We start from the raw sequence: 24,766 nt of genomic DNA, 5'->3' as shown, positions 1-24,766 counted from the left end.
AAGCGAGCGCGTGATGCGGATCGCGGCGGACGCCCGGCCGCTTGAGAGTCGGGTGCCGGTTGGCCGGGGCCGGCCGGCACCCGTAAATGCTTCAGGCGGGAACGGCGTCTTCGGGCAGGGTGCCGATCACCGACTTCACCTCGAGGAATTCCTCGAGCCCGAACTTACCGAATTCGCGGCCGTTACCCGATTGCTTGTAGCCGCCGAACGGCATGTCGAAAGCGAGTCCGCCGGCATTGACGTAGACCGCTCCGGCCCGAATCTTGCCGACCATCGTCTTCGCCTTGGCCGGATCGCCCGCGATATAAGCGCCCAGACCGTACGGCGTGTCGTTGGCGATGCGGATCGCGTCGGCATCGTCGGCATAGGGCATGATCACCAACACCGGGCCGAAAATCTCCTCACGCGCGATCGTCATTTCGGGCGTGACGTTGGCGAAGACGGTGGGCTTCACATAGAAGCCGGTGTCGAACCCGTCGGGGCGGCCAGTGCCGCCGGTCACCAGGGTCGCGCCTTCGTCGATGCCCGTCTGGATCAGGCCCTGGATGCGTTCCCATTGGCGCTGATTGACGACCGGGCCGATATGATCGCCTTCGCTGAGCGGTTCGCCGACCTTTTTGGCGGCGAACATCGCGCCGACCTTCTCGGCCGCTTCGTCATGCTGCGACGTATGGACCAGCATCCGCGTCGGCGCGACGCAGCTCTGGCCCGAATTCAGCAATACGCCGCCGACGCCGCCGGGCAGTGCCTGATCGAGCGGGGCACCTTCGAGAATGATGTTGGGCGACTTGCCGCCGAGCTCCTGCGCCACGCGCTTGACCGTATCGGCGGCGTTCTTGGCGACCATGATCCCGGCGCGGGTCGAGCCTGTGAAGCTCACCATGTCGATATCGGGATGTTTCGCTAGCGCGGTGCCGACGCCTTCGCCATCGCCCTGGACGAGATTGAATACGCCTGCCGGCACGCCGGCGGCGTCCATGATCTCGGCGAAGATCGCGGCCGAGCTCGGCGCTTCCTCCGATGGCTTCAGGATCATCGTGCAGCCGGCAGCCAGCGCCGGGCCGACCTTGGCGACGATCTGGTTCATCGGCCAGTTCCACGGCGTGATCAGCGCGACGACGCCGATCGGCTCGCGCACGACTATATTGTCGCCGATCTTCTCGGCGAAATCATAATCCTGCAGCGCCTTCAGCGCATTGCCGAGATGGCCCAGGCCCGAACCGGCCTGCGCGGTCTGCGAGATCGAGATCGGGCAGCCCATTTCGGTCGCGATCGCCTCGGCGATGTCGGGGATCCGCTTCTGATATTCGGCGATGATCCGCTGGAGCAGGGCAATGCGCTCGTCCTTCGACGTCTGCGAAAAGCGTTCGAACGCGCGCCGCGCGGCATGGACCGCGTCATCGACATCGGCCGCGGTGCCGAGCACGATCTCGCTCGCCGCCTGCTCGGTCGCGGGGTTGATGACCGTGTGTTTGCGTCCGCCTTTGCTGTCGACCCAGCGGCCGTCGATATAGTTCTGCGGATAGCTCTTCATTGTGTCGGTCCTTTTGCGGAAGGTCAGGCGGGAACAAGCCCCAATTCGGCGTCGGTGGCGGGTACACCCCATTTGTCGCGCGGCGGCATCGGCCGCGTGTCCCAGGCGGGGTCGAGCGTGAAGCTGGAGACGCTGCGCCCATCGGGGATGCGGCCGTTCCCGCCGCCCTGCGAATAATCGTAATAGAGCGTCATCAGCTCGCGATGGCTGTGGTGGCGCTCGACGATCGGGTGCGCCAGGCATGCTTCTCGCCAGCGCAGCACGCGAACGAGGTGCTGCGGGATTTCGTACGCTTCGTAATAATCGAGGAACCACAGCCGCTTGAACATTGGCGCGAACGCGATCTCGGCCCAGCCGAATGCGTCGAACAGGAAATCACGGTCGGGCGCGTAATGGCGCAGGAAGTCGTCGAGCCGGGCATATTGCGCATCGACTTCCGCCCGATGCTCGTCGCGCTTGGCGGAATCGCGGTTGAGGATCATGCGATAGCCCGCACCGGTGAACTGGCCGTCGGTGGCGCACAACATCGCTTCGACCGCATGCTCATAGGGGTCGCTGCGCGCGACCGGGCGCTCGGGGAAACGATCCTCGAAATAGCGCATGATGACCATGCTCTCCTTCAGCGTCTCGCCATTTTCCAGCTCGAGCGCGGGCAGGGCAGTGGTGCCGCGCGTCTTTCGCAGCAGCCAGTCGGGGCGCGGCTTGGAAATATCGATCTCGTGGTCGGCCATGATGCCGTCGAGCCCCTTGAGGTCGAGCAGCAACTCCACGCGTTCGGAAAACGGGCAGCCCGGGATATGGTACATCCTGAGCGCACCGCCCGGGGGTTCGTCGTTCCAGCTCATGACGGTCTCGGTCTCCTCAAGCAGCTGACGCAGGCGCCGGCGCACGCGACGGCATTTCGCTTTGCGACCGCGCGAACATCTCCCGCGCGGCGGGGCGGGCGTTGATCCGCTCGATCCAGGCGACGAGATGGGGAGTGGCGTCGCGATTCACGATGTCAGCGAAACCGTGCTGCATGCCGTTGGCGATCGCGAAGTTGCAGATGTCGGCCAGCGTATAATCCTCACCCGCCAGCCAGCGACTTTGCGACAGCCTGTTTTCCAACCGGTCGACCGAGACGCCGATCTTGCGCATCTCCTCGTCGAGCACTTCCTTCGGAAAGCCGTTGCGGGCGTTGCGCCATTTGACCTTCTGTTCGGGAACGGGGATGCGCTCGAGTTGCTCCTCGAACTCGGAATCGGACAAAGCGCGCGCCATCGGGCCGATCATCCGCTCCCAGCCGATGGTCGAGACGCACCAGCAGAAATATTCGTCGACCCATTTGGTCCAGACGCGCATCTCCGCGGTCACCACCGGATCGGCCGGGCGCAGCCGCGGCGCGTCGGGAAAGGCGTCCTCGAGATATTCGCAAATCACCGTCGATTCGGTGATGATGTGGCCGTCGTGATCGAGCGCCGGCACCTGGCCGCGCGGATTGATCTTCTTGAACCACTCCTCATGATGCTCGAACTTCCGCGGATCGATGAAGCGCGGGGTGAAGGGTAGGCCCTTTTCGTACAAAGCGAGCAGCGGCTTGAGCGAGTTGGCGGCCGGACCGAAACTATACAGGGTCAACATCAGCGCTTCCTCCTCTTCCCGGACCGTGCGTTTTCACACGTTGCGGTAGCGGTGACGATGGTTGGCGCGCTTCGCAAGAAGACCAGCGGTTCTATTAGTCGAGCTACCCCTCAGGCGGGCGCAATGCGCGATCCAGGGTGTCATCGGCAGTGATAGCGTAAGCGGTCACCTTGTAGGCGAGGCGTCGCTCTGCTTGGCTTGCCGGCCAGGAGAGAAAAAGGCCCGCATATGCTCGAATTGCTGACGTCGGAAACCCCGAACGGCTGGAAGGCCGCGATCATGCTCGAGGAATTGGGCGTACCATACCAGGTGACGGCGATCTCGCTCACCAACCTCGACCAGAAGCAGGATTGGTACGTCGCGCTCAACCCAAATGGCCGGATACCGACCCTGGTCGACCATGACGAAGGCGATTTCGCGGTGTTCGAATCGGGCGCGATCCTGATCTATCTCGCCGAGAAGTTCGGCCGCTTCATGCCCTCCGACGCCAAGGGCCGCAGCCGCGTCATTCAATGGGTGATGTGGCAGATGTCCGGGTTGGGGCCGATGATGGGCCAGGCGACGGTGTTCAACCGCTATTTCGAGGACCGCCTGCCCAAGGTGATCGATCGCTACGTCCGCGAAAGTCGACGGTTGTTCGGCGTGATGGACGCGCATCTGGCCGATCGCGACTATCTGGCCGGCGATTATTCGATCGCCGACATCGCCTGCTTCCCCTGGGTCAGGGGCCATGACTGGGCGCAGGTGCCGATCGACGGTTTCCCGCATCTGCAGCGCTGGTTCGATGCCATCGCGGTGCGTCCGGCCGTGCAGCGCGGCCTGCTCGTGCCGGAACCGCCAAAGGCCACGGAAATGGAGAAGAAGACCGTCCTCCAGGGCAAGACGATCCTGTCCTAGGCGAAGGGAAGGCGGAAAACGGCGATGGCGACGCTCATCAATCGCAGCACGGCGATGCCGGCGGTCGAGACCAGCATCGATTATCTCGTCCCGACATCGAAGATCAATCGGCGGTTCTGGGCGCCGGGGCACGAAGTGAATACGGGCGTCTATCAAGGCTATCCGGTGACGATCCGCAACGCGCGGCTCGCGCCCGAGCCGTTCACGCTCGACAAGCACGGTTTCTGCCTGGCGCGCCACGTCAGCGGGGTGGCGGACTTCCGCGACCCCGACGCGATGGCGGATTATCCCGCCGAGGTGGCGGAGGTCGCGCGCATGCTCACCGGCTGCGACCTGGTCGTGCCGATGAGCGGGCAATTGCGCTCGCCGGTCATTTCCGGTGCCGGCATCCAACCGCCCGCGGCCGAGGCGCATGTCGATTTCAACACCGGCACGGCGCACCGGATCGCCAAGGCGCTTCACGACAAGGCGGCCCCCGGCACCAGCTTCAGCCGCTTCATCGCGTTCAGCCTGTGGCGCACTTTTTCACCGCCGCCGCAGGACTGGCCGCTCGCTTTGTGCGAAGCGGGCAGCGTCGGCGACGAGGACGCGGTCGCCAACGTCAAGGTCGATGTCGACGAAATCCCCGAGGGCGATGCGCTCTATGCACCGATCGAGGGCGAAGAGGAGATGGCGGCCGCCACCATCTTCCATCACAATCCGGCGCATCGTTGGTGGTATTTCCCCGACATGACCGCCGACGAGGTGATCTTCATCAAGTTCCACGACAGCGATCACAGCCGCGCCTGGCGGGCACCGCACACGGCATTTCACGACACCAGCCGTCCAGATGCAGTGACGCGCGAAAGCTATGAATTCCGCGCGATCGCCTATTTCACCTGATCAACGTTTGGCGGCGAGCTTTGCCAGCTTGGCGGCGCTTTCGGGGTCGTTGGGCGCGAACAGGATCAGCCGCTGCCCCGGCGCTTCCTCGATCGCGTAGGAAGTATGCCTAAAAATGATCTCGCCCACGTCGGGCATGTCGGCGACATTGGTGTGCTCGAAATGGGCGAGGATTTCCGATTCCTGCCAATATTGCCGGAACAACTCGGACCGCTCGTACATCTCCGCGATGATCGCGTCGAACACTTCGGGCCGCGCGGTGCGGCTGTAATCCCATTTGAACCGCGCGGTCAGCCGCTGCCCCATTTCACGGAAATGGTCGGGGTCGCTGCGATAGCGGTCGTCGAGCATCAGGATCTTGAACAGGTTGCGCTTGGCGAGCGGCAAGCTGCCATAATCGCGGAAAGCGCGCGCGACGAGATCGTTCCAGCCGATCACCGTCCAGTCCTCGACGATGACCAAAGCCGGGATCGACAGGCTGTCGAGCAAATGCTGCGTCCCGGGATGGACCTGCTCGTCGGCGACCGCGGTGAGCGGGGGTGGGCGGTGCTGGGCGAGCGCGAACAGGAATTCGCGCTCGTTCTTGTCGAGCCGCAATGTGGCGCTGAGCCGCTCGATCATCGGCGCCGAGAGCCGCACTTCGCGGCCTTGCTCGAACCAGGTGTACCAGGTGACGCTCATGCCCGCGAGCGCAGCCACTTCCTCTCGCCGCAAGCCCGTCGTGCGCCGCCGCGTGCCGCATGGCAGGCCGACATCCGCCGGCGACAGCTTGGCGCGCGCCGCCTTGAGGAATCGGGTGAGTTCTTCGCGATGGGCCATGGTTTATCCAGTTAGCTCCAATAATGGCATAGCCAGCGGTCTTCTAGTTCTATCCAGCTTCTGCAAGCTAAACCGCAAGCATGTGGCGCCGCCGCTGGGAGGATCGGGAGATAGCCGGAAATACCGGCATGCCGATCATCCCAAACCGACGGCGGGCACGATAAAAGGAGAGTGAGATGTCGGAAGTAACGGCCGCGCCGCGGCCTGCCCCCATGGCCGATGTGGCCGGCCGCACGGCGTTCATCACCGGGGGTGCCAACGGCATCGGGCTCGGCATCGCGCGCGCCTTGGTTCGCGCGGGCGCCAATGTGGTGATCGCTGATATTCGCGCGGACTCGCTGGCGGAGGCACGCGCCGCGCTCGGCGACGACAGCCGGGTCGAAACCGTCGTACTGGACGTCACCGACCGTCCCGGTTTCGCGCGAGCCGCCGACGCCGCCGAGGCGCGGTTCGGCAAGATCCACATGCTGATCGGCAATGCCGGGATCGGCATCATGGGGCCGATCGTCGATGCCCGCTACGACGATTGGGATTGGGCGATGGGAGTCAATTTCGGCGGCGTTATCAATGGCCTCGTCACCATCCTGCCGCGGATCCGTGCCCATGGCGAAGGTGGGCAGATCGTCACCACCTCGTCGCAATCGGCGCTGATCCCGATACCCTTTTCGGCGACCTATACGGCGGCCAAGGCAGCGGTGCTGGGGCTCTCGGAAGCGATCCGCGGCGAGCTGGCGGCGGAAAATATCGGCGTTTCGGCATTCCTGCCCGGGCCGGTCCAGAGCAATATCGCCTTGTCGGGCGAATTGCGTCCCGACCGGTTCAAGGGCGACAGCGGGTATCAGACCCGCGAGGCCGAACTGGAAAAGCGGCCGGTATCGCCACTGTGGATGGAGGCCGACGAGGTCGGCGAGCGCGTCCTCGCAGGCATCCGCAACAACGACCTCTATATCCTCACCCATCCCGAATTCGCTGCCGGCATGCGCACGCGGTTCGATGCGATCCTCGCGTCCTTCCCTGACGAGCCGATCAATCGCGAGCGCGCGGAGGCAATCGGCTTCCTGCTCGGCAACCCCGTGTTCGATGAGGAACTCGCCCGTCACGGCAAGCAAAAGGGCGTCAAGGAAAAGGAATCGGCACGATGACCAGGGTGGCGGGGCGCACCGCCTTCATCACCGGCGGCGGTTCGGGAGTCGCGCTCGGCCAGGCCAAGATATTCGCGCAGGCCGGATGCAAGGTCGCCATCGCCGATATCCGCCAGGACCATCTCGACGAAGCGATGGCCTGGTTCGACCAGACCGATTTCGAGGTGATGCCGATCAAGCTCGATATCACCGACCGCGCCGCCTACGCAGCCGCGGCTGATACGGTGGAGGCCAGGCTCGGCCCGGTCGAATTGCTGTTCAACACCGCCGGCGTGTCGATCTTCGGACCATTGGAAAAGGCGACCTATGAGGATTGGGACTGGCAATTGTCGGTCAATCTCAACGGCGTCATCAATGGTATCCAGACGTTCGTGCCGCGCATGATCGCGCGCGGCAATGGCGGCCATATCGTCAACACGGCGTCGATGTCGGCCTTCGTCGCGCTCAAGGGCACGGGCATCTATTGCACGACCAAGATGGCGATCCGCGGCCTGTCCGAATGCCTCGCGCTCGACCTTGCCGAACACCGGATTGGCGTCTCGATGCTGTGTCCCGGCGCGGTCAACACCAATATCCACGAAGCGGTGCTGACGCGGCCCGAGCATCTGCGGAACACCGGCTATTACGGTGCGGACCCGGCGATGTTCGCGCATCTGAAACGCGTGATCGAGGTCGGCATGGAGCCGGAGACGCTGGCGCGCTATGTTCTCGATGGGGTCGAGCGGGACCAGCTCTACATCCTGCCTTATCCCGAATTTCGCGGCACGCTGGAGGAAATCCACACGCGGGTAATGGCGGCGCTTGCCCAACCCGAGGACGATCCCGAATATGAGAAACGTGTCGCGCACGGCGTGCCAGGCGGCGAGCGGCGTCCGGCCGACGCTTGACCCCCGCCGACCGGGCGCGAGCGGGAGGGAAAAGGATGCTTCGCAATGAATCTGGGCGCTGAACTTTCCGCTGGCGACCAGCGCGCGATCGAATGGGACTGCGCGCGGCTGATCAACCTCTACGCCCAGCTCAACGACGCCGCGCGCTGGGAAGAGGTCGCCGCGCTCTACGCGCTGGACGGGCTCATGACCCGGCCGACCGCGCCCGACGTGCCGATCGTCGGGCGCGAGGCGATCCTCGCCGCGTTCCAGGCGCGGCCGCCGCGTGTGACATGCCATATCTGCAGCAACATCGTCGTCACCGTCGAAAGCCCGCGCCGCGCTCGCGGCACCAGCGCGATGCTGCTGTTCACCGCAGCAGACGCGCCGCCGCTGGTGGGCGGGTTCCAGGATATATTCGTTCTGACGGAGCAAGGCTGGCGCTTTGCCGAGCGTCGCGGCTCGCTCGCCTTCTGACTCTCGCCGGCGCACTGGCCGCCTCACCAAGGGCGTCCGCGTACGCGCGAGCGAGAGTCTGGGTAGCTGCCGCTCAGGACGAACGCTGGCCCAGATCGAGCAGCAATTCGCGTAATTGCTGCGGCTGGTCGGTCATCACGTCGTGGCTCGCCTCGGCACGATGCACTTCCCAGGCAGGATCGTCCTTCACCGCATCATGGAAACGCGTGAAAGGTGTCGGCGCCCATCCGGTGGCGAATAGATAGGCCCGCCGCGCGACCTTCGCTTCCTCGCCGGTGAAACGTACCGGCTCGAGCAACGTCAGCAGCGGGTGCCGTCCCAGGCGCGGTTCCGGCGGCAGGAACGGCAAAGGTGCGACAAGTCCGGGCGTATCGCGTTGGCCGTCGATATAGAATTGGTGGTCCTGCTCGCCGGTCAGGTCCCACAGCGACTGGCCATCGCCCGGCAGAAACGCGTCGATATAGGCAAGCGCGTCGATCCGGCTGCCCAGGTGCGTCGCCACGCCGGTGATCACCATCCCACCATAGCTGTGCCCGGCCAGCACGAAGCGGTCGAAACCGGCGGCCTCGATTTGATCGATCACGTCCGCGACATGGCGCGACAGGTCGACCGCCGGAGAAAGCTCGGCGGCGCGGTCGCCCAGCCCGGTCAGCGCCGCGACAAGGACACGATGTCCGTGCGCCTCGAGATCGGCAGCCAGGCCGGCGAGCGTCCAGCCGCCACCCCAGGCACCGTGCACCAGTACATAATCCGTCATCGCACCCTCCCCGGACGTGGTCGATTGGTCGCGGCGATTACGCTGTCTGGGTGGTGCGCCAGCCTTCGTGATAGGTTTCGCGCGCGACCCGCGAATAGGGGACCGGGCTGACGATCGCGCGGACCTCGATCTGCTTGTGCGGCTCGACGGTGGTCTTGCGGGTGCCGCCATTCTCCTCGCCCCACACGACGCGGACTTCGCTGCCGACCGGCACCGACGGATCGATCGTGGCGAGGCTCAATGCCTGCTTCTCATTGTAACTGTAGCCGGTGAACATCGACAGGCCGATCGTCCTGCCGTCGGCATCGACCACGCGATCGTAATTGGACGAGGCATAATTGGCGAGCGGCACGTCGAAGAACTTATACTGCTCGCCATCGGGGTCGAACAGCGATGCCATGATCTTGGCCATGTCCTCGGGATGCCAGGCGAGCGTCACTTTCTGGCGCTGCGCTGCGGGATCGAGTCCTTCCAGCGCCTCGCGGCCGTGGAAGTCATGGTCGAACTTGACGAACGGGCCGTAGCCCAGCTCCCACGGGTTTAGATAATAATCCTCGATCCGCTCGGAAACGAAGCTGCCGCCGATCGAACCGGTCGCCTCATAGCTGTCGGCGCCCAGCCACTGGCGATAATCCTTGAGCTTGTCGCCCGTATAGATGGCTGGCAGCGGGGAGGGGATCCAACCCGATTCGAGCGTGTTCGACGGATAGGCGCGGCTGCCGCACGGCACGATGCCGAATTCCTTGCCCGCGTCCAGGATTGCCGCCCTGATCTCTTCCTGCTCGGCATAGGGGCCCCAGATTTCCAGGCCCGGCGCGCCCGACATTCCGTGGCGGAGCGTGCGCACCTCTCGGCCGGCGATGGTCATCGTGCTCATGTTGAAGAATTTGAGCTTTTCGAGCGGGCCGCCATTGAGCTTTTCGATGATAGCCCAAGCGCTCGGCCCCTGGATCTGAAAACGCCAGACCGACCGGGTGACCGGCTTTCCCATTGGGCGCATCGGCGAGCGGTCGTCGAGCTCGACATCCAGGTCATAGCCGCCGGTCGCGGCGTGATAGCGTAGCCAGTTCGATGCCGGCGCGCGGCCGACGTAGCAGAATTCTTCCGGCGCCAGCCAGAAAATGATGCCGTCGCCGATGACATGGCCATAAGGCGTGGTCGGCACATATTGCTTGGCCTTGCCGACTTCCCAGCCCTTGGGCGAATTGATCATCGTGTCGGTGAGCAGCTTCAGCGCGTCCTTGCCGCGCAAATACAGGTTCACCATGTGGTGCGACTGGTCGAACAATACCGCCGAATGCTGCCAGGCCCATTGTTCGGATCGCCAATTGTGGAATTCGGGCGCGACGACCGGATAGACATAGGCGCCCAACTGCGAATTACGCAGCATGTCGACGATGTTGCCATTCCGCTGCAGCACGGTTTCCAGATTGTCGGCCATCGATCCACTCCCGTTTTCCGGCGGCCGCTACCGCAGCCGCGCTGTCGCTGTGCTTTGCTCGCCTCTCGCGGGTGGCAAAAGCTTGGCGCCGATCATAGGAAATTTTGTATGTAAGGCAAACAATTTTCGCGTGTCGCCAAATCGAGAGCGCCACGGAAGGCCGTGCGTCTTGCGTACTTGTGAACTACGCGGTTTGGGACGAAGCTGATCGCCGTGTCGAGGAGAAGGGCATGGCCGTCGAAGCGCTCGATCATTTCAACATCGTGACCCGCGATCTCGATCGTGCGGAAGCCTTTTATCATGAGCTGCTGGAACTCGAGTCGCGGCCCGCGCCGCCGCCGCTGACGCGCGCGACGGCGCGCTGGATGTACGATAAAGGCGAGCGGGCGGTGCTCCATCTCAACGGGCTGGGCGCACCGCGCGTGTTCGATCGCGACATGGCGCCGGCGCCGACAGGCGCGCTGCACCATATCGCGCTCCGCTGCAGCGGCTACGATGCCATGCTTGCCCGGGTCGCGGCGATGGCGCTCGATCATCGCATCAATACGGTGGCTGCCGCCGGTCTGCGGCAGTTGTTCGTCCACGATCCGGACGGGGTGTTGCTCGAGCTAAACTTCTTCGGCGACTGACCGCCTTGCGCCCGATCGCCGCGCCTCGACGCGTGCACGGGCGGCGGTCAGCGTGTTCTCCATCAGGCAGGCGATCGTCATTGGTCCCACACCGCCGGGAACCGGGGTTATCGCGCCAGCCACGTGCTTGGCTTCCTCGAACACGACGTCGCCGACAATGCGATGGCCGACCTCGGGCTTGGCGACGCGAGTGGTGCCGACGTCGATGACGATCGCGCGTGGCTTGATCCAGTCGCCGCGCACCAACCCGGGCTTGCCGACCGCACTGACCAATATATCCGCCCCGCGGCAGATGAACTGGGTGTCGCGGGTATGGATGTGGGTCTGGGTCACGGTGGCGCGCGCATCGAGCAGCAACGCCGCCATCGGCTTGCCGACGATGTTCGAGCTGCCGATCACCACCGCATGGCTGCCGGTCAGGTCGGGGACGAGCGACCGGATGATCTTCATGCAGCCGAGCGGCGTGCAGGGGATCAACCCGCCCGATCCCTGGCTCAGTCGCCCCGCGTTGAGCGCATGGAGGCCATCGACATCCTTTGCCGGATCGACCGCCGCCATGACCCGCAAGGTGTTGATGCCATCGGGCAGCGGCAATTGGACCAGGATGCCGTCGATCTCGTCGCGCGCGTTGAGCGCCGCGACTTCGGTCAGGACGCGCTCCTCGGTCGTGTCGGCCGGCAGCAGCACGACCTCGGCGTTGAAGCCGATCTCGCGCGCCAGCTTGACCTTGCCATTGACATAGACGTGGCTCGCCGGATCGTCGCCGGCCAGTATGACGGCCAGTCCCGGTGCGCGATCCAGCGCGGCCATGCCCGCACGGACATCCTCCACCACCTTGCGGGCGAGCGCGCGTCCGTCGACGATCTCGGCCAGCATCAGCGGGCGTGTCCCGACCAGGTGCGCAAACCAGGTTCGGTATGGTCCGGCATGTTCAGCGCCTGCTGCATCGCCGGGCGCGCCGTCACGCGATCGCGCCACTCGACCAGCCGCGGCGCGCGTTTGGCGATTTCCATCTCGGGGAACATCCGTTCGACCATCATGCCGCAATGCGAATAGAAGTTGATATCGGCAAGCGTGAAACTCTCGCCGGCGAGCCAGGGATTGCCGTCGAGCTGCCGCTCGACCTTGTCCACCGCATATTCGATCTTGACGGTGGCGTCGGCCAGTTGGGCGTCGGAAAAGCCCGAGCGCGCCGCCATCCATTTCCTGCGCTGGTCGGGCAGGGGGATACGCTCCATCAGTTGTTCGAACTCGCCTGTCTCCAATTTGCGCGCGATCACGCCAACCAACCGGTGCCAGCCATGCATCGAGACATGGCTCATCACATGCTCGTCGACGAACTTGTTCCAATACCGCATCCGCGCATTGCCCGTAGGCGTGTTCGGCCGGAGCGGCGGTGCATCGGGAAAGGCATCCTCGAGATATTCGTTGATGACGGTGGAGTGCGTCACGATCGTCCCGTCATGGTCGAGCACGGGCACCTGGCCCTCGGGGTTGATCGCCAGGAACCAGGATTCGTGCTGCTCGAACTTGTGAAGATTGACATAGATGCTCTCGAAAGCGAGCTGCTTCTCGAACAAGGGGGCCATCGACTTGAGCGAATTGGCAAGCGGTTCGGCATGATAGAGTTTCAGCGCCATCGATCTGCCTTCAAAGGGTGAGCCTGTTGGGGTGCCGTCGTCCGGCACGCGGCGGGCGCTCCCGTCATCCCAAGCCCAGCACGCGCACCGCATTGTCCTTCATGATCAGCGGCAGCACGTCGTCGCGGAAACCCGCCTCCTTGGCGGCGTCGATCCATTTCTCGGGGCGGATCAGCGGCCAGTCCGAACCGAACATCATCTTATGCTTGAGCTGGGTGTTGGCGTATTGGATCACTTGCTTGGGGAAATATTTGGGCGACCAGCCGCTCAGGTCGATGAAGACATTGTCCTTGTGCAGCGCCATCGACAGGCTCTCGTCGGTCCATGGCCAGCTCGGATGGGCCAGGATGATCTTCATGTCGGGGAAATCCACCGCGACGTCGTCGACCAGCATCGGCTGGCCATATTTCAGACGGACGCCGCCGCCGCCCCGCATTCCTGTGCCCATGCCCGAATGGCCGGTGTGGAAGATCGCCGGCAGCCCGTATTCGGCGATCACTTCGTAGATCGGATAAGCGACGCGGTCGGCCGGGTGGCAATCCTGCATGATGCTGTGAAACTTGAAGCCCTTGACCCCGTAATTCTCGACCAGATCGCGCGCCTCGCGCGCGCCGTATTTGCCCTTGCGCGGATCGATCGAGGCAAAGGGGATGACAATGTCGTCATGCTGCCCGGCGAGCTCGGCCACTTCGTAATTGCTGATGCGCTTGGCGCCGATGCCGCTCTCGCAATCGACCGTGAACAGGCAGAAGGCGATATTCTGCGCGCGGTAATAGTCGATCGTTTCCGGGATGGTCGGCCGCTTGCGATCTGCCTTGAAATAGGCCGACGCCGCGTCGAAGAATTTGGCCATCACCGGATCCTCGGGGTCGTGGCACGACACCTCGGCATGGACGTGGACGTCGATGGCGACGACCTTGCTGGGATCGATGGGCATGAACTCTCCTCAGACGCGTGGCGACCAATCGCTAACGATCGACTCCGCCCCGCAGCGCATAGTCGATATTGTATGCCATTGATACAATATCGACTAGCTTTTCTTCATTTTCCCGATGCCTTCTCCAGCGCCTTGTCCTCATTGGCCCGCTTGATGACATAGGCACGGATCGTCTCGATCTCCTCGGGCGTCATCACTGCCTTGAAGCTGACCATGCCATTGTCCTTCAACGCGCCCTCATAAATGATCTGGCGCCAGGTCGCGGCGTCGTTGAGCGCGCCGCTATGGCGGAGGTCGGGGACGAGGCTGCCGGCGACCGCGGCATCGCCGTGGCACGTCCCGCAGAAGCGCCCGAACCGTTCGCCGCCAGCGGCGATGGCTGCGGGGGGCGCGGTAGAAGCGGGCGGATCGAGCGGCGTTTTGTTGAGGGGCGGCGCGGCCGGCAACGTCGCCGATCCGTTGAGCTTGAACACCAGCAGGCGGCTGATGTTGCGGCTCGGCCCGCTCTTGTCCGACAGAACGCCGGGGGCGAGCGCCCAGATGCCGCCCCAGCCGGCGAGCACGGCGACATATTGCTCGCCACCGATCGAATAGCTGATCGGCGCGGCGATCACCCCGGTCTGGGCCGGGAAGGACCATAATTTGCGGCCGTCCGCGGCGCCATAAGCGGCGAACTCGCCCGTGGCATTGCCCTGGAAGACCAGGCCGCCGCCCGAGGCGAGCAGGCCGCCATTCCAGGGCCCTTTATAGGAGACGCGCCAGCGTTCCTTCTGCGCGACCGGATCCCAGGCGATCAGCGCACCGGTCGTCGCCTGTGCCGCCGCCGCGCGGATCTGGGGATTGGCTGGCATCGCCGCGGCGCCCATGTCGACGCCGACGTTGAAGCCGAGCTTGGCGGCCTTCCAGTCCTTTGCCGGGAAGTAGGGGAAAGCGGCTATATTGGCCGGAATGAAGACCAGGCCGGTTTTGGGATCGAAGGCCATCGGCTGCCAGCTATGCGCGCCGCCGGCGCCCGGCGAGCCGATGAACGGCTTTCCGGTCTTGTAATAGCGCGCCTCGGGCGTTTCGATCGGACGGCCGGTCTTCATGTCGATACCGGTCGCCCAATTGACCGGCACGAAATTCTTGGCGGAGATGAGTTGACCGTTGGTGCGGTCGAGCACGTAGAAGAAGCCGTTTTTCGGTGCCTGCATCAGCACCTTGCGCTTCTGACCGTTGATGGTGAGGTCGGCGAGGATGATGTGCTGCGTCGCCGTGAAGTCCCAGCTGTCGCCCGGCGTGGTCTGGTAATGCCAGACATAATCGCCGGTCTTGGGCCGGATGGCGACGATCGACGACAGATAGAGATTGTCGCCTTTGCCGTCCGACCGATAGGCCTGGTTCCAGGGCGAGCCATTGCCGACGCCGATATAGAGCAGGTCGAGCGCCGGATCGTACGCCATCGAGTCCCAGACCGTGCCCCCGCCGCCTTGCTTCCACCATTCGCCGAACCAGGTCGAGGCGGCTTTGTTGAGGTAGTCGGGTTGTTGTTCCGTGCCGGGCTGGGCAGGGACGGTGTAGAACCGCCAGCGCTGCGCGCCGGTCTGCGCGTCATAGGCAGTGACATAGCCGCGCGCGCCGAACTCGGCGCCGCCATTGCCGATGAGTACCAGCCCGTCGACCACGCGCGGCGCGCCTGTGATGGTGTAGGACTTGCTCTGATCGACCGTGACTACCGACCAGACCGGCTTGCCGGTGGCGCGATCGAGCGCGATCAGCCGCCCGTCGAGCGTGCCGACGAACACTTTGTCGCCCCATGCCGCCACGCCTCGATTGACCGCGTCGCAGCAGGTCTTGACCAAAGTCTCGCGCGGCACCTGGGGATCGTACGACCAGAGCAACTTGCCGCTTTGGCCGTCATAGGCCTTGACCATGCTCCAGGCGGTTGAGACGTAGAGCGTGCCATCGACGAACAGCGGCGTCGCCTCTTGGCCGCGCGCGGTGTCGAGATCGGTGGACCAGGCAAGTCCCAGCTTGGCGACGTCGCCGGTGTTGATCGCGTCGAGCGGACTGAAGCGTTGTTCGTCATAGGTTCGGCCGGTCGAGAGCCATTGGTCGGGAGCCGCCGCGGTAATGCGCGCCGCATCGACGCCGCCACTCGTTTCTCCACTCTCGCTGCCGGCGTTGCGGCTGCAACCGGCGGCCGCCAATGCCATGCCGGCGGCGAACAGGACTATGAAATTGGTACGCTGCAGTGCCGAAGCCATTCGGTGCCTTCCTCCAGAGATGACGATCGACACGCGATCAGCCCCAGCGATTGATCTCGGGGCCGGGCGCCCAGATACGTTCGGGCGCGACGCTGGTCGCCAGTGCGAGCGCGCGTGCCACGGCGGGCCGCGCCTTGACCCGCGCCAGCCACGCGGCGGTACGCGGGCGGTCGGCAAAGGCCTCGGGAACGAGCTCGGTCATCCCGGCGAGCCAGGCATAGCTTTCCAGGTCGGCGATCGAGAATGCGTCGATCAGCCAGTCGCGGCCGTCGCTCAATTCGCGCTCGATCCGTTCGACCGCCTCGACGATCTTGCCGCGGCTATCGGCGCGCCTGGCATCGTCGATCCGCCCCATAACGGCATCGCTCCAGCGCTCGGCGAGATCGACACTGGCGATGCGTTCGGGAATACGCGTGGGCGGACTCGCCTCGACTCCCAGATAGGACGCAGCCGGTGCGACTCGCTCGACGATGTAGCGGCACCAGGTCATCATCCGCCAGCGGTCATAGGGGTCGCGCGGGCGCAACGCCGGTCCGGGGCCAACGTCGTCGAGATAGCAGGCGAGGAATACGCTGTCCGCCATCGGGATACCGTCGACCACCAATATTGGACCTTCGCCCTCGATCGAATGATCCACTTCCATCGCGTGCGGCACGCGCGCGCTGTGGCGCTCTCCCGAGGCAAGATCGATCCGCTCGAGCGCGGCGTCCGCGCCTTTCTCGAACAGGGCCGCCAGAACGGTCAAAGAGGGGCCGTTGGGTTCGCCGTGATAAAGGGTGGTCGTCATGCCGGTTCCCCTTCCAGAATCGTGACGCGCCTGGCCATGTCGGTGCGGCCGAGTGCCCAGCACGATCTGGTCGCCGGCCGCGCATAGATCGCCCGCAACCAGCGCATGATATTGGGCGTGAGCTCGTCATTGGACAAATGCGGCTGCGACAAAGGCAGCGCGTAAGCCAGGTTGAACCCGTTGATATCGGCAAGGCTGTAGCTGTCCGACGCGAGCCATTCGCGCTGGCCGAGCGCTTGTTCCAGCAGGCCGATACCGACCGCGACGCGCCGTTGCGATTCGGCCATCTCTTCCGCCGAAAACGCGCCGCTGATCGCTTTTCGCCAGGCGATGCGGCGCTCGGGCAGCGGGATGCGCTCGATCGCCGCGTCCAGCTCCGCCGGGTCGCGGCTGCGCACCGACGGGCCGACGAATACGCTCCAGCCGATCATCGAGAAGCTCGGCCCGAGCCATTGGTCCATGAACTTCATCCACCAGCGTACGCGCCAGCTGTCGACAGCGGAGTCGGGCATCAGCCGTGGACCGGGAAATGCCTCATCGACATATTCCATGATCGCGGTCGATTCGGTCAGCACGAGGTCGCCGTGAGTCATGGCCGGGATCGTGCCGAGCGGATTGATCGCGAGATAATCGGGCTTGTGCTGGTCGAAGTTCAGCAGGTCGAGATAATGGCTCTCGAACGTCACGCCTTTCTCGAACAGGGTCAGCATGGGCTTGCCCGAATTGGCGTTGGGTTCCCAATGATAGAGAGTGACGCTCGCTGTTTCCGCCATGTCGCTTCGTTCCTCGCGATACGCGGCAGGGACAGTCATGCCGGCCCTGCCGCGTTCGCCTTGTAATTGCCTCAGAACTTCTTCTTGATCGTCACCGCGAATTCCTGCGGTGATCCCGGCCGACCCTTGCGGAAGCCGGCGCCGGCGCCGCGCAGATCGAAGATCGTCAGCAGATAATATTTGTCGAAGAGATTCTGCGCCTCGAGCGAGACGCTGAGGTCTCCCTTCTCATTGGCCCAGGTCAGCCGTGCGTTGACCAGGGTATAAGAGGGGATGAAGTTCAGGATCCGCGTCGCACCGATCACGGTGGGTCCGGTATATTGCTTGTCCTGATAGGTCATGTCGATGCGCGGCGTGATGCTGCCGGCGCTGCCCATCTCGATCTTGTATTGGGCACCCGCGCTGAACTTCCATGGCGGCACGGTCGGCGGATCGTTGGCCACGACGCCGCCCGGATTGGTCGGATAGGCTGCCGCCGGATTCAAGCTGCTCGCATCATATTTGAACGACAAATAGCTAAGCGACGCGTCGATCGCCAAACCCTGGACCGGGAATAGCGACAATTCGGCCTCGAACCCCTTGATCTTGCCGGCCCCGGCATTGAGCCGTGCGGCGCATGGTGCGGTTGGGCAGGTGAGCACGGGGATTTGGATGTTCGTATAATCGTTGATGAAACCGGCAACGTTGAAGCGGACCTTGCGGTCGAACAGGTCGCTCTTGAAGCCGACTTCATAGGCGCGCAGCTCTTCAGGCTGGAAGGAGATCACCTGTTGCGCGTTGAACGGCCGCGGATTGCTGCCGCCGCCCTTGAAGCCGGTGGAGAAGGACGCATAGACCATCAACTCCGGAGAGAAACGGTAGTCGGCCGCGATCCGATAGTCCCAGCGCTTCGCCTTATATTTGGCGGTCAGTCCCGACAGCGCGGTGACGGTCTCGGCGGTATTGCCGTTGCCGTTGTAATCGATCGTATCCGGTCCCGAATAGCCGATCCCGTAGATCGCGCCGACCGGATCGAGGAAGGCATTGACCGTGCCGTTGTAGTTCAGGCGGTAATAGGTCTGGTCCTTGGACTCGTCGGTGTACCGGACGCCGCCGCTGAGCGTGAAGCCGTGGAACGCTTCCCAGGACAGATGCGCGAAGAACGCCTTGGCCTCGGCCTCGGTTGGATCGGGTTGGAGGAATTGCAGCGGGATCACGACGTAGCGCAAATCCTGCTGTGAATCGTAGACCGACTTCTGCTTGAAGTAATAACCGCCGACGGTCAGGTCGATGCCCTTGGCCAGCTTGGCGCTCAGCCGCAATTCCTCGCTCAGGCTCCAGTTCTTCAGCCGGTTACGGCCAAAGCCGATATTCGCCGGCGACAAATCATCGTCCGAATCGAAACGCGTGTCGAACTTGCGATAGCCGGTGATCGAGGTGAGCGAGATAGCCTCGCTCAGTCGGTAGTTGATCTGACCCGAAACGCCCCAGCCATCGTACAGGCTGCGGTCGTTACCCTGCGTCGCCGCCATGGGGACGCCGGGCGCCACTGGCCCGGCCCAGGTCGCCGCCGGCTGCCCGACGGTGATATAATTGCAGAAGCGTCCGCAGATGAAGCGGCTGTCGTACGGCACGCCCGGTGCCGGATTGACGTTGGGGTTATTGACCGTCTGCACCCCCAGCAACACTTCGCCGGCGATCGTGTGTTCGTCATGCGTATAGTCGCCGATCACGGTCACATCGAGCTGGCTGCTCGGTTCCCAGCGCAGAATGCCGCGGACCGCCTGATAGCCGATGCCGCCGAGCTTATCGATCTTGCAATGGCCAGCCGCTTGCGTCGCGGGAACCCCGCTGCCTGGGTTGGCGCAGCCATAATCGATCCGGTCGACAAAGCCGTCCTGCTGTTTGAACACGCCGGAAACGCGGCCGAACAAGGTGTCGGTCAGCTTGAAGTCGGCGCCGGCGCGCAGGCCGATCCGATTGCGCGAGCCATAGGTTGCCTCGACATAGCCGCTGGTTTCGCCGTTCGGCATCTTCGAATAGAGTTTGATCGCGCCGCCTTCGGAATTGCGCCCGGACAGCGTGCCTTGCGGACCGCGCAGGATCTCGACCCGGTCGACGTCGAGCAGGTCGAACACCGCGCCGGTCAGCTGCGGGTAATAGACATCGTCGATATAGATGCCGACGCCCGGTTCATAGGCCGGGTTGAAGTCGTTCTGGCCGACGCCGCGGATCGAGGCGGAAATCGACGGACCGAACGAGGCGCCTTGCGGCTTGAGCGACACGTTGGGTGCCGCGTCGGCCATCTGGGCGAGGTTGGTCTGGCTCTTCGCTTCGAGCTGGGCGGCGTTCACCGCAGTGATCGCGAGCGGCGTGTCCTGCAGCCGTTCCTTGCGGAACTGCGCGGTGACGATGATGTCCGGCGAGCCCGACGCATCGTTCTGGGCGGGCGGCTGAGGTGCGGGGGGTGTTGCCGTTTGCGGCGCGGGGGCCGTGCTCGGCGACGAGGCGTTCGCGTCCTGGGCAAGGGCTGGTGCTGCGCACAATAATGCCGCTGCTGAAACGCCGGTCAACAATGCCAATGAGGCGTGCGAACGAATGGGGTTCTGCATCGTAAATCCTCTCCTGATACGGTGTCGCCTCGCTCCCCCTCCCGGAAAGCGTGCCACCCGTGCGCACCTTCATGGGTGCGTATTGTTAGTAGGACATACGATTGATCGCTTGACAAGGAGTAGTAGGACTACCCCTATAATTGCCACTCTTTTGCCGTTGGGCCGATGATGTAGCCTTTGTGGGGCGCCCCGCTAAGCGCCTCATGCTGCGCAAAAAAATTGCAGCATCGGCGGACTCGATGGCACGGGCCGTTTTTGGAGAGGTGCTCAATGCAGGTCGGTATCAACTATGTCGCCCGCAGCACGGAGCGGATGCGGTATTTCGCCAATGATTCGAGCCGTGACACCGTCATCCTCGATCCCCGCCCGATGGCGATCCGCAATGCGCGGGAGATCGGGGCCACTCTGGACGGCGAAGGGTTCGCGCTGGTGCCGCATCGCAGTGTCGTGACCGACTTTGCGGACGCGGCCGAGGTGAAACGGGTGCATCCCGAAGAGATAGCCGAATTGGTGCGGCGCGTGTCGGGCGCGGACGAGGTTGTGGTGACCGGGACGGGCGTGTTGCGGTTCGCCGAGCGCTCGACGCTTTCCGGTGCGCTCGACAATTCGAAGCCGGCACGATTCGCCCATGTCGATGTATCCGATGCCACCGCGGTGCAGTTCGGCGTACGGTCACTACCCGCCGGTGCCGACGAACCGCGGAGGATCGCGCATTACAACGTCTGGCGCGCGCTCTCGCCGGCGCCTCAGGACGTGCCGCTTGCCTTGTGCGACGCGCGTAGCGTCGCGGCCGCCGACCTGCTGCCGGCGGACGCGATGTTCGACCAGGACGGAGAAATAGCCTGGTCATTCGAGGGGCTGGTCGTCACCCATTCGCCGGCGCATCTTTGGCATTGGTTTCCGGATCTCACACGCGACGAGGTCATCGTGTTCAAGACCAATGACAGCGATCCCGACCGCGCACATTCGGTGCCGCATGTCGCGTTCGACGATCCCCAATGTCCGGCCGATGCGGTGCCGCGCGCCTCGATCGAGATGCGCGCGATCGCCTATTGGTTCTAGGGTGCCTGGCCGCTACGCTCCGCCCAGCGAGGTTTTACGTTCGCATCGGCCTTATAATTCGTTAGTCTAACATACAAATAATATGCGGGCGGACGCTGTCGGGACGGACGAAATTTCTTGTTCCGCGTGGTCGACCGAAAAAAGGGAGGAGGACGGCGTGAAACATCAGGATCCGCGCATCACGATCGATGAGGCGCCGATGGGCGCGCTTCAGATCGCGGCGGTGGCGATCACCGTAGGGTTGAATGCGCTCGACGGATTCGACGTGCTGTCGATCAGCTTTGCCGCACCCGGAATCGCCACCGAATGGGGAATCGACCGCGCCGCGCTGGGCGTGGTGCTGTCGATGGAACTGATCGGCATGGCGGTGGGATCGATGCTGCTCGGCGGCGTCGCCGACCGGATCGGACGACGGCGGACGATCCTCGGCTGCCTGGTGGCGATGGCGGCGGGCATGTTCATGGTCACCACCGCGCACGACATCGTCACCTTGTCGGTCTGGCGCGTGATAACCGGGCTCGGCATCGGTGGAATGCTTGCCGCGATCAACGCGGTCGCGGCCGAGTTCGCCAACCGGCGCCGCCGCAATCTCTCGCTCGCGATCATGGTGATCGGCTATCCGATCGGCGCGGTGCTGGGCGGCTCCATCGCCGCCCAATTGCTCAAGGGAAGCGATTGGCGCGCGGTGTTCGAATTCGGCGCGATCGTCACCGCATGCTTCGTGCCGTTGGTCTGGTTCCTCGTTCCGGAACCGGTCCAGTTCCTGATTTCGCGCCGCCCGCCGCGCGCGCTCGATCGCGTCAACGCGACGCTGGCCCGAATGGGGCACGCGCCGGTCGATGCGCTTCCCACGGTTTCGCCGGACGAAGACCGCGCGTCGCTGATCGACATTCTCAAGCCGGGCCTTCGGGCCACGACCTTGCTGCTGACGCTCGCCTATTTCGCGCATATCGTCAGCTTCTACTTCATTCTCAAATGGGCGCCCAAGATCGTCGTCGATCTCGGGCACGCGCCGGCCCAGGCCGCCGGCGTGCTGGTGTGGGCGAATGTCGGCGGTGCGGTTGGCGGCGCGGTATTCGGGCTATTTGCCCAGCGCTTCGCGTTGAAGCCGATGACGATCGGCGTACTGCTGGTCTCGTCGGTGATGGTCGCCTTGTTCGGCGCCGCGGGCGTGCGCTCATTGTCCGGCCTCGCTATGCTGGCCTGCGCGTCGGGGCTGTTCACCAACAGCGCCGTGGTTGGGCTCTATACGATCTTCGCCCGGGCATTTCCGACCCATGTGCGCGCGACCGGTACCGGGTTCGCGATCGGCGTCGGGCGAGGCGGGGCGGCGCTGTCGCCGATCCTGGCCGGCCTGTTGTTCAATGCGGGGCTGCCGCTGGCGGGAGTCGCGATCGGGCTGGGAACGGGGTCGCTTGTCGCGGCGCTCGCGCTGATGCTGGTCAAGCTGCGGTTGGATGACGCGAAATAGTTTGTTTGGCATACATTTCGAGAGGTGGCCGACGCGATAGCGCCGTCTCAGCAAGATGGTCTTAAAGCGGCAGTCCCACGTAATTTTCGGCGATCGCGGTCTGCATCGCCGGCGACCCGGCGAGATAATCGAGCTCGGCCTTTTGCATCCGGCGCTCGAACGCTCCGTCCTCGGGAAAGCGGTGCATCAGCTTGGTCAGCGACCAGCTGAACCGTTCGGCTTTCCAGATCCGGGCTAGCGCCCTTGCTTGATAGTCCAGCAATCCGCGCTCGTCGCCGCGTCCGAAAAACCCGATCAGCGCGTCCGACAGATAGGCGACATCGGATGCCGCGAGGTTCAATCCCTTGGCCCCGGTCGGCGGGACGATATGTGCGGCGTCGCCAGCCAGGAACAGGCGGCCGTGCCGCATCGTTTCGAAAACATAGGACCTGAGTGGCGCGATCGACATTTCGAGTGCGGGCCCGCGCGTCACCGGATGATCCGCGAGCGGGGCGAAGCGCCGTTCGAGTTCGTCCCACAGCCGGTCTTCGGGCCAATCGTCCAGCCGTTCACTCGACGGGACCTGGATGTAATAGCGGCTGCGCGTCGCCGAACGCATCGACGCGAGGGCGAAGCCGCGGTCGCTGTTCGAATAGATCAGCTCGGGATGGCATGGCGGGACATCGGCGAGGATGCCGAGCCAGCCGAACGGATATTCCCGTTCGAAAACGCGTTCCGGGCTGGCCGGTATCGCCTTGCGCGACGGTCCGTGAAAGCCGTCGCAGCCGGCGATGAACGCGCAGTCGACACGATGGACGATCCCGTTCTTGGTATAGCTGATCGAAGGGGCGTCACTGTCGGGATCGTGGATCGCGACCTCGCCCGCCTCGAACACGATCTCCAGCTGCCGCTCGGGAGCCGCCGCGATCAAGTCACGGGTCATTTCCGTCTGGCCGTAGACGATGACGTGCTTGCCGGTCAGCCGAGTGATGTCGATGCGGATCACATGCTCGCCATCGGCGAGGTTAAAGCCTTCCTCCCGGATGCCGTGCGCTTTCAGGCCGGCGTCGACGCCGAACCGGGCGAGCAGATCGGTGGTCAACGTCTCCAGCACACCCGCGCGGATACGCGCTTCGACATGCGCGCGGGTCTGGCGCTCGACGATCAGGCAGTCGATTCCCTCGGCGCGCAGCAAATGGCCAAGCAACAGGCCCGCAGGTCCCCCACCAATGATCGCGACCTGCGTTCGCCGCGTGGTCACGATCGGGCGAGCTGCTTCTCGAGCGCGTCGAGGACGCGGTAGCACGGCATGACCTGCGCCACGCTGGCATTGGGTTCACGGCCCTCGTGAATGGCGGCGACGAATTCCCTGTCCTGCAGTTCGATGCCGTTCATCGACACGTCGACCTTGCTCACGTCGACCGGCTCTTCTTTGCCAGTGACGAGGTCGTCATAGCGGGCGATCCAGGTGCCGTTGTCGCAGATATAGCGGAAGAAGGTGCCGAGCGGCCCGTCATTGTTGAAGCTCAGCGACAAGGTGCAGATCGCGCCGCTTTCGGCCTTGAGCTGGATCGACATGTCCATCGCGATGCCGAGCTCGGGATGGATCGGCCCCTCGACCGCATTCGCCTGGACGATCGGCCCCGCCTGATAGGCGAACAGGTCGACCGTGTGCGCGGCATGATGCCACAACAGATGATCGGTCCAGCTCCGCGCCTCGCCCTTGGCATTGATGTTCTGCCGGCGGAAGAAATAGGTCTGCACGTCCATCTGCTGGACGGCAAGTTCGCCGGCCGTGATCTTGCGATGGATATATTGGTGCGAGGGATTGAACCGCCGCGTGTGGCCGACCATCGCGATCAGGCCGGTTTCCTGTTGCCTGCGCAGCACCGCTTCGCCGTCGGTCAGATTGTCGCACAGCGGGATTTCGACCTGCACATGCTTGCCCGCGTCGAGGCATTGCAGCGCCTGGCTGGCATGCATCTGGGTCGGCGTGCAGAGAATGACCGCATCGAGCCCCGGCTGGTCCAGCGCCTCCGCCAGTTCGGTGGTGGCATGACCGATGCCGTATCTGGCGGCGATCGCCTGGGTCGGCTCGAGCCGGCGGCCGACCAACGAGACCACCTCGACCCCGTCGATCTTGGCCAGGCCGTCCAAATGTTTCTCGCCGAAAGCGCCGGCGCCGGCGAGGGCGATACGAAGCGTCAATGCGTGTC

23 protein-coding genes are annotated in these 24,766 nt (G+C 64.1%); 8 read left to right on the top strand and 15 right to left on the bottom strand.

Going from position 1 to position 24,766, the window contains the following annotated elements:
* Window positions 1-91: 91 nt before the first annotated feature.
* The 3 genes from AC1DQQ_RS13815 to AC1DQQ_RS13805 are packed head-to-tail and all read right to left on the bottom strand — an operon-like array spanning window position 92 to window position 3,154.
* Window positions 92-1,534, bottom strand: coding sequence for an aldehyde dehydrogenase family protein (locus AC1DQQ_RS13815; RefSeq protein ID WP_478045485.1), 1,443 nt, complete (start codon window positions 1,532-1,534; stop codon window positions 92-94).
* Window positions 1,535-1,557: 23 nt separating this feature from the next.
* Window positions 1,558-2,379, bottom strand: a complete 822-nt coding sequence (locus AC1DQQ_RS13810; RefSeq protein WP_478045484.1) for a glutathione S-transferase family protein — start codon at window positions 2,377-2,379, stop codon at window positions 1,558-1,560.
* Window positions 2,380-2,395: 16 nt separating this feature from the next.
* Entirely contained in the window at window positions 2,396-3,154 is a 759-nt protein-coding gene (locus AC1DQQ_RS13805) for a glutathione S-transferase family protein (protein ID WP_478045483.1), read from the bottom strand.
* A gap of 228 nt (window positions 3,155-3,382) precedes the next feature.
* Between AC1DQQ_RS13805 and AC1DQQ_RS13800 the strand changes: the two genes are divergently transcribed.
* On the top strand, window positions 3,383-4,051 hold the full coding sequence (locus tag AC1DQQ_RS13800) for a glutathione S-transferase family protein (RefSeq protein WP_478045482.1): 669 nt from the start codon (window positions 3,383-3,385) through the stop codon (window positions 4,049-4,051).
* A gap of 24 nt (window positions 4,052-4,075) precedes the next feature.
* Window positions 4,076-4,933: a CmcJ/NvfI family oxidoreductase gene (locus AC1DQQ_RS13795; RefSeq protein WP_478045481.1), complete on the top strand. Its 858-nt coding sequence runs from the start codon at window positions 4,076-4,078 to the stop codon at window positions 4,931-4,933.
* Here the strand turns inward: AC1DQQ_RS13795 and AC1DQQ_RS13790 are convergent, their stop codons facing one another.
* Window positions 4,934-5,752 carry a helix-turn-helix transcriptional regulator gene (locus AC1DQQ_RS13790; protein WP_478030302.1) on the bottom strand — a complete coding sequence of 273 codons (819 nt, stop codon included), beginning with the start codon at window positions 5,750-5,752 and terminating at the stop codon, window positions 4,934-4,936.
* 176 nt (window positions 5,753-5,928) lie between these two features.
* On the opposite strand from AC1DQQ_RS13790, the gene AC1DQQ_RS13785 reads away from it, so the two are divergent.
* Genes AC1DQQ_RS13785 through AC1DQQ_RS13775 form a run of 3 tightly spaced genes read left to right on the top strand, consistent with a single transcriptional unit; the run spans window position 5,929 to window position 8,237 of the window.
* Window positions 5,929-6,894 carry an SDR family oxidoreductase gene (locus AC1DQQ_RS13785; RefSeq protein WP_478045480.1) on the top strand — a complete coding sequence of 322 codons (966 nt, stop codon included), beginning with the start codon at window positions 5,929-5,931 and terminating at the stop codon, window positions 6,892-6,894.
* Window positions 6,891-7,781 (top strand): SDR family NAD(P)-dependent oxidoreductase, encoded by an 891-nt coding sequence (locus AC1DQQ_RS13780; RefSeq protein ID WP_478045479.1) that lies wholly within the window; start codon window positions 6,891-6,893, stop codon window positions 7,779-7,781. The genes AC1DQQ_RS13785 and AC1DQQ_RS13780 overlap by 4 nt, the downstream gene beginning before the upstream one ends.
* 45 nt (window positions 7,782-7,826) lie before the next feature.
* The gene (locus tag AC1DQQ_RS13775) at window positions 7,827-8,237 is read left to right on the top strand and encodes a nuclear transport factor 2 family protein (protein ID WP_478041005.1); all 411 of its coding nucleotides are present in this window, start codon (window positions 7,827-7,829) and stop codon (window positions 8,235-8,237) included.
* Window positions 8,238-8,310: 73 nt separating this feature from the next.
* Here AC1DQQ_RS13775 and AC1DQQ_RS13770 read toward each other — a convergent pair whose 3' ends face one another.
* Window positions 8,311-8,994: an alpha/beta fold hydrolase gene (locus AC1DQQ_RS13770; protein ID WP_478041004.1), complete on the bottom strand. Its 684-nt coding sequence runs from the start codon at window positions 8,992-8,994 to the stop codon at window positions 8,311-8,313.
* Window positions 8,995-9,031: 37 nt separating this feature from the next.
* Window positions 9,032-10,435, bottom strand: a complete 1,404-nt coding sequence (gene ligM, locus AC1DQQ_RS13765; RefSeq protein WP_478041003.1) for a vanillate/3-O-methylgallate O-demethylase — start codon at window positions 10,433-10,435, stop codon at window positions 9,032-9,034.
* 230 nt (window positions 10,436-10,665) lie between these two features.
* Between ligM and AC1DQQ_RS13760 the strand changes: the two genes are divergently transcribed.
* Window positions 10,666-11,064, top strand: coding sequence for a VOC family protein (locus tag AC1DQQ_RS13760; protein WP_478045478.1), 399 nt, complete (start codon window positions 10,666-10,668; stop codon window positions 11,062-11,064).
* Here AC1DQQ_RS13760 and AC1DQQ_RS13755 read toward each other — a convergent pair.
* The 7 genes from AC1DQQ_RS13755 to AC1DQQ_RS13725 all read right to left on the bottom strand — a co-directional run bounded on the left by AC1DQQ_RS13755 (window position 11,044) and on the right by AC1DQQ_RS13725 (window position 20,038).
* On the bottom strand, window positions 11,044-11,940 hold the full coding sequence (locus tag AC1DQQ_RS13755) for a bifunctional 5,10-methylenetetrahydrofolate dehydrogenase/5,10-methenyltetrahydrofolate cyclohydrolase (RefSeq protein ID WP_478041001.1): 897 nt from the start codon (window positions 11,938-11,940) through the stop codon (window positions 11,044-11,046). The two genes, AC1DQQ_RS13760 and AC1DQQ_RS13755, sit on opposite strands and share 21 nt — an antisense overlap.
* Window positions 11,940-12,704 carry a glutathione S-transferase family protein gene (locus tag AC1DQQ_RS13750; protein WP_478045477.1) on the bottom strand — a complete coding sequence of 255 codons (765 nt, stop codon included), beginning with the start codon at window positions 12,702-12,704 and terminating at the stop codon, window positions 11,940-11,942. The genes AC1DQQ_RS13755 and AC1DQQ_RS13750 overlap by 1 nt, the downstream gene beginning before the upstream one ends.
* A gap of 64 nt (window positions 12,705-12,768) precedes the next feature.
* Window positions 12,769-13,641 carry an amidohydrolase family protein gene (locus tag AC1DQQ_RS13745; RefSeq protein ID WP_478040999.1) on the bottom strand — a complete coding sequence of 291 codons (873 nt, stop codon included), beginning with the start codon at window positions 13,639-13,641 and terminating at the stop codon, window positions 12,769-12,771.
* Between the two features lie 104 nt (window positions 13,642-13,745).
* Entirely contained in the window at window positions 13,746-15,887 is a 2,142-nt protein-coding gene (locus tag AC1DQQ_RS13740; RefSeq protein WP_478040998.1) for a PQQ-dependent dehydrogenase, methanol/ethanol family, read from the bottom strand.
* Window positions 15,888-15,924: 37 nt separating this feature from the next.
* A complete protein-coding gene (locus AC1DQQ_RS13735; protein WP_478040997.1) occupies window positions 15,925-16,674 on the bottom strand; it encodes a glutathione S-transferase family protein in 750 nt (249 codons plus the stop codon).
* The gene (locus tag AC1DQQ_RS13730) at window positions 16,671-17,486 is read right to left on the bottom strand and encodes a glutathione S-transferase family protein (RefSeq protein WP_478040996.1); all 816 of its coding nucleotides are present in this window, start codon (window positions 17,484-17,486) and stop codon (window positions 16,671-16,673) included. The genes AC1DQQ_RS13735 and AC1DQQ_RS13730 overlap by 4 nt, the downstream gene beginning before the upstream one ends.
* A gap of 32 nt (window positions 17,487-17,518) precedes the next feature.
* The gene (locus AC1DQQ_RS13725; protein WP_478030280.1) at window positions 17,519-20,038 is read right to left on the bottom strand and encodes a TonB-dependent receptor; all 2,520 of its coding nucleotides are present in this window, start codon (window positions 20,036-20,038) and stop codon (window positions 17,519-17,521) included.
* Window positions 20,039-20,308: 270 nt separating this feature from the next.
* Between AC1DQQ_RS13725 and AC1DQQ_RS13720 the strand changes: the two genes are divergently transcribed.
* Window positions 20,309-21,100, top strand: a complete 792-nt coding sequence (locus AC1DQQ_RS13720) for a CmcJ/NvfI family oxidoreductase (RefSeq protein ID WP_478030279.1) — start codon at window positions 20,309-20,311, stop codon at window positions 21,098-21,100.
* A 157-nt stretch (window positions 21,101-21,257) separates the two neighbouring features.
* Window positions 21,258-22,571, top strand: a complete 1,314-nt coding sequence (locus AC1DQQ_RS13715) for an MFS transporter (protein WP_478030277.1) — start codon at window positions 21,258-21,260, stop codon at window positions 22,569-22,571.
* Between the two features lie 61 nt (window positions 22,572-22,632).
* Here AC1DQQ_RS13715 and pobA read toward each other — a convergent pair whose 3' ends face one another.
* Together pobA and AC1DQQ_RS13705 are read right to left on the bottom strand one after the other, a co-directional pair.
* Window positions 22,633-23,811 carry a 4-hydroxybenzoate 3-monooxygenase gene (gene pobA / locus AC1DQQ_RS13710; protein WP_478045476.1) on the bottom strand — a complete coding sequence of 393 codons (1,179 nt, stop codon included), beginning with the start codon at window positions 23,809-23,811 and terminating at the stop codon, window positions 22,633-22,635.
* On the bottom strand, window positions 23,808-24,758 hold the full coding sequence (locus AC1DQQ_RS13705; RefSeq protein WP_478030273.1) for a Gfo/Idh/MocA family oxidoreductase: 951 nt from the start codon (window positions 24,756-24,758) through the stop codon (window positions 23,808-23,810). Before AC1DQQ_RS13705 ends, pobA begins: the two co-directional genes overlap by 4 nt.
* Window positions 24,759-24,766 lie beyond the last annotated feature (8 nt).

Source organism: Sphingomonas sp. P4_G3 (genome assembly GCF_056401105.1).
This window is presented reverse-complemented; position numbering and strand designations above follow the sequence as displayed.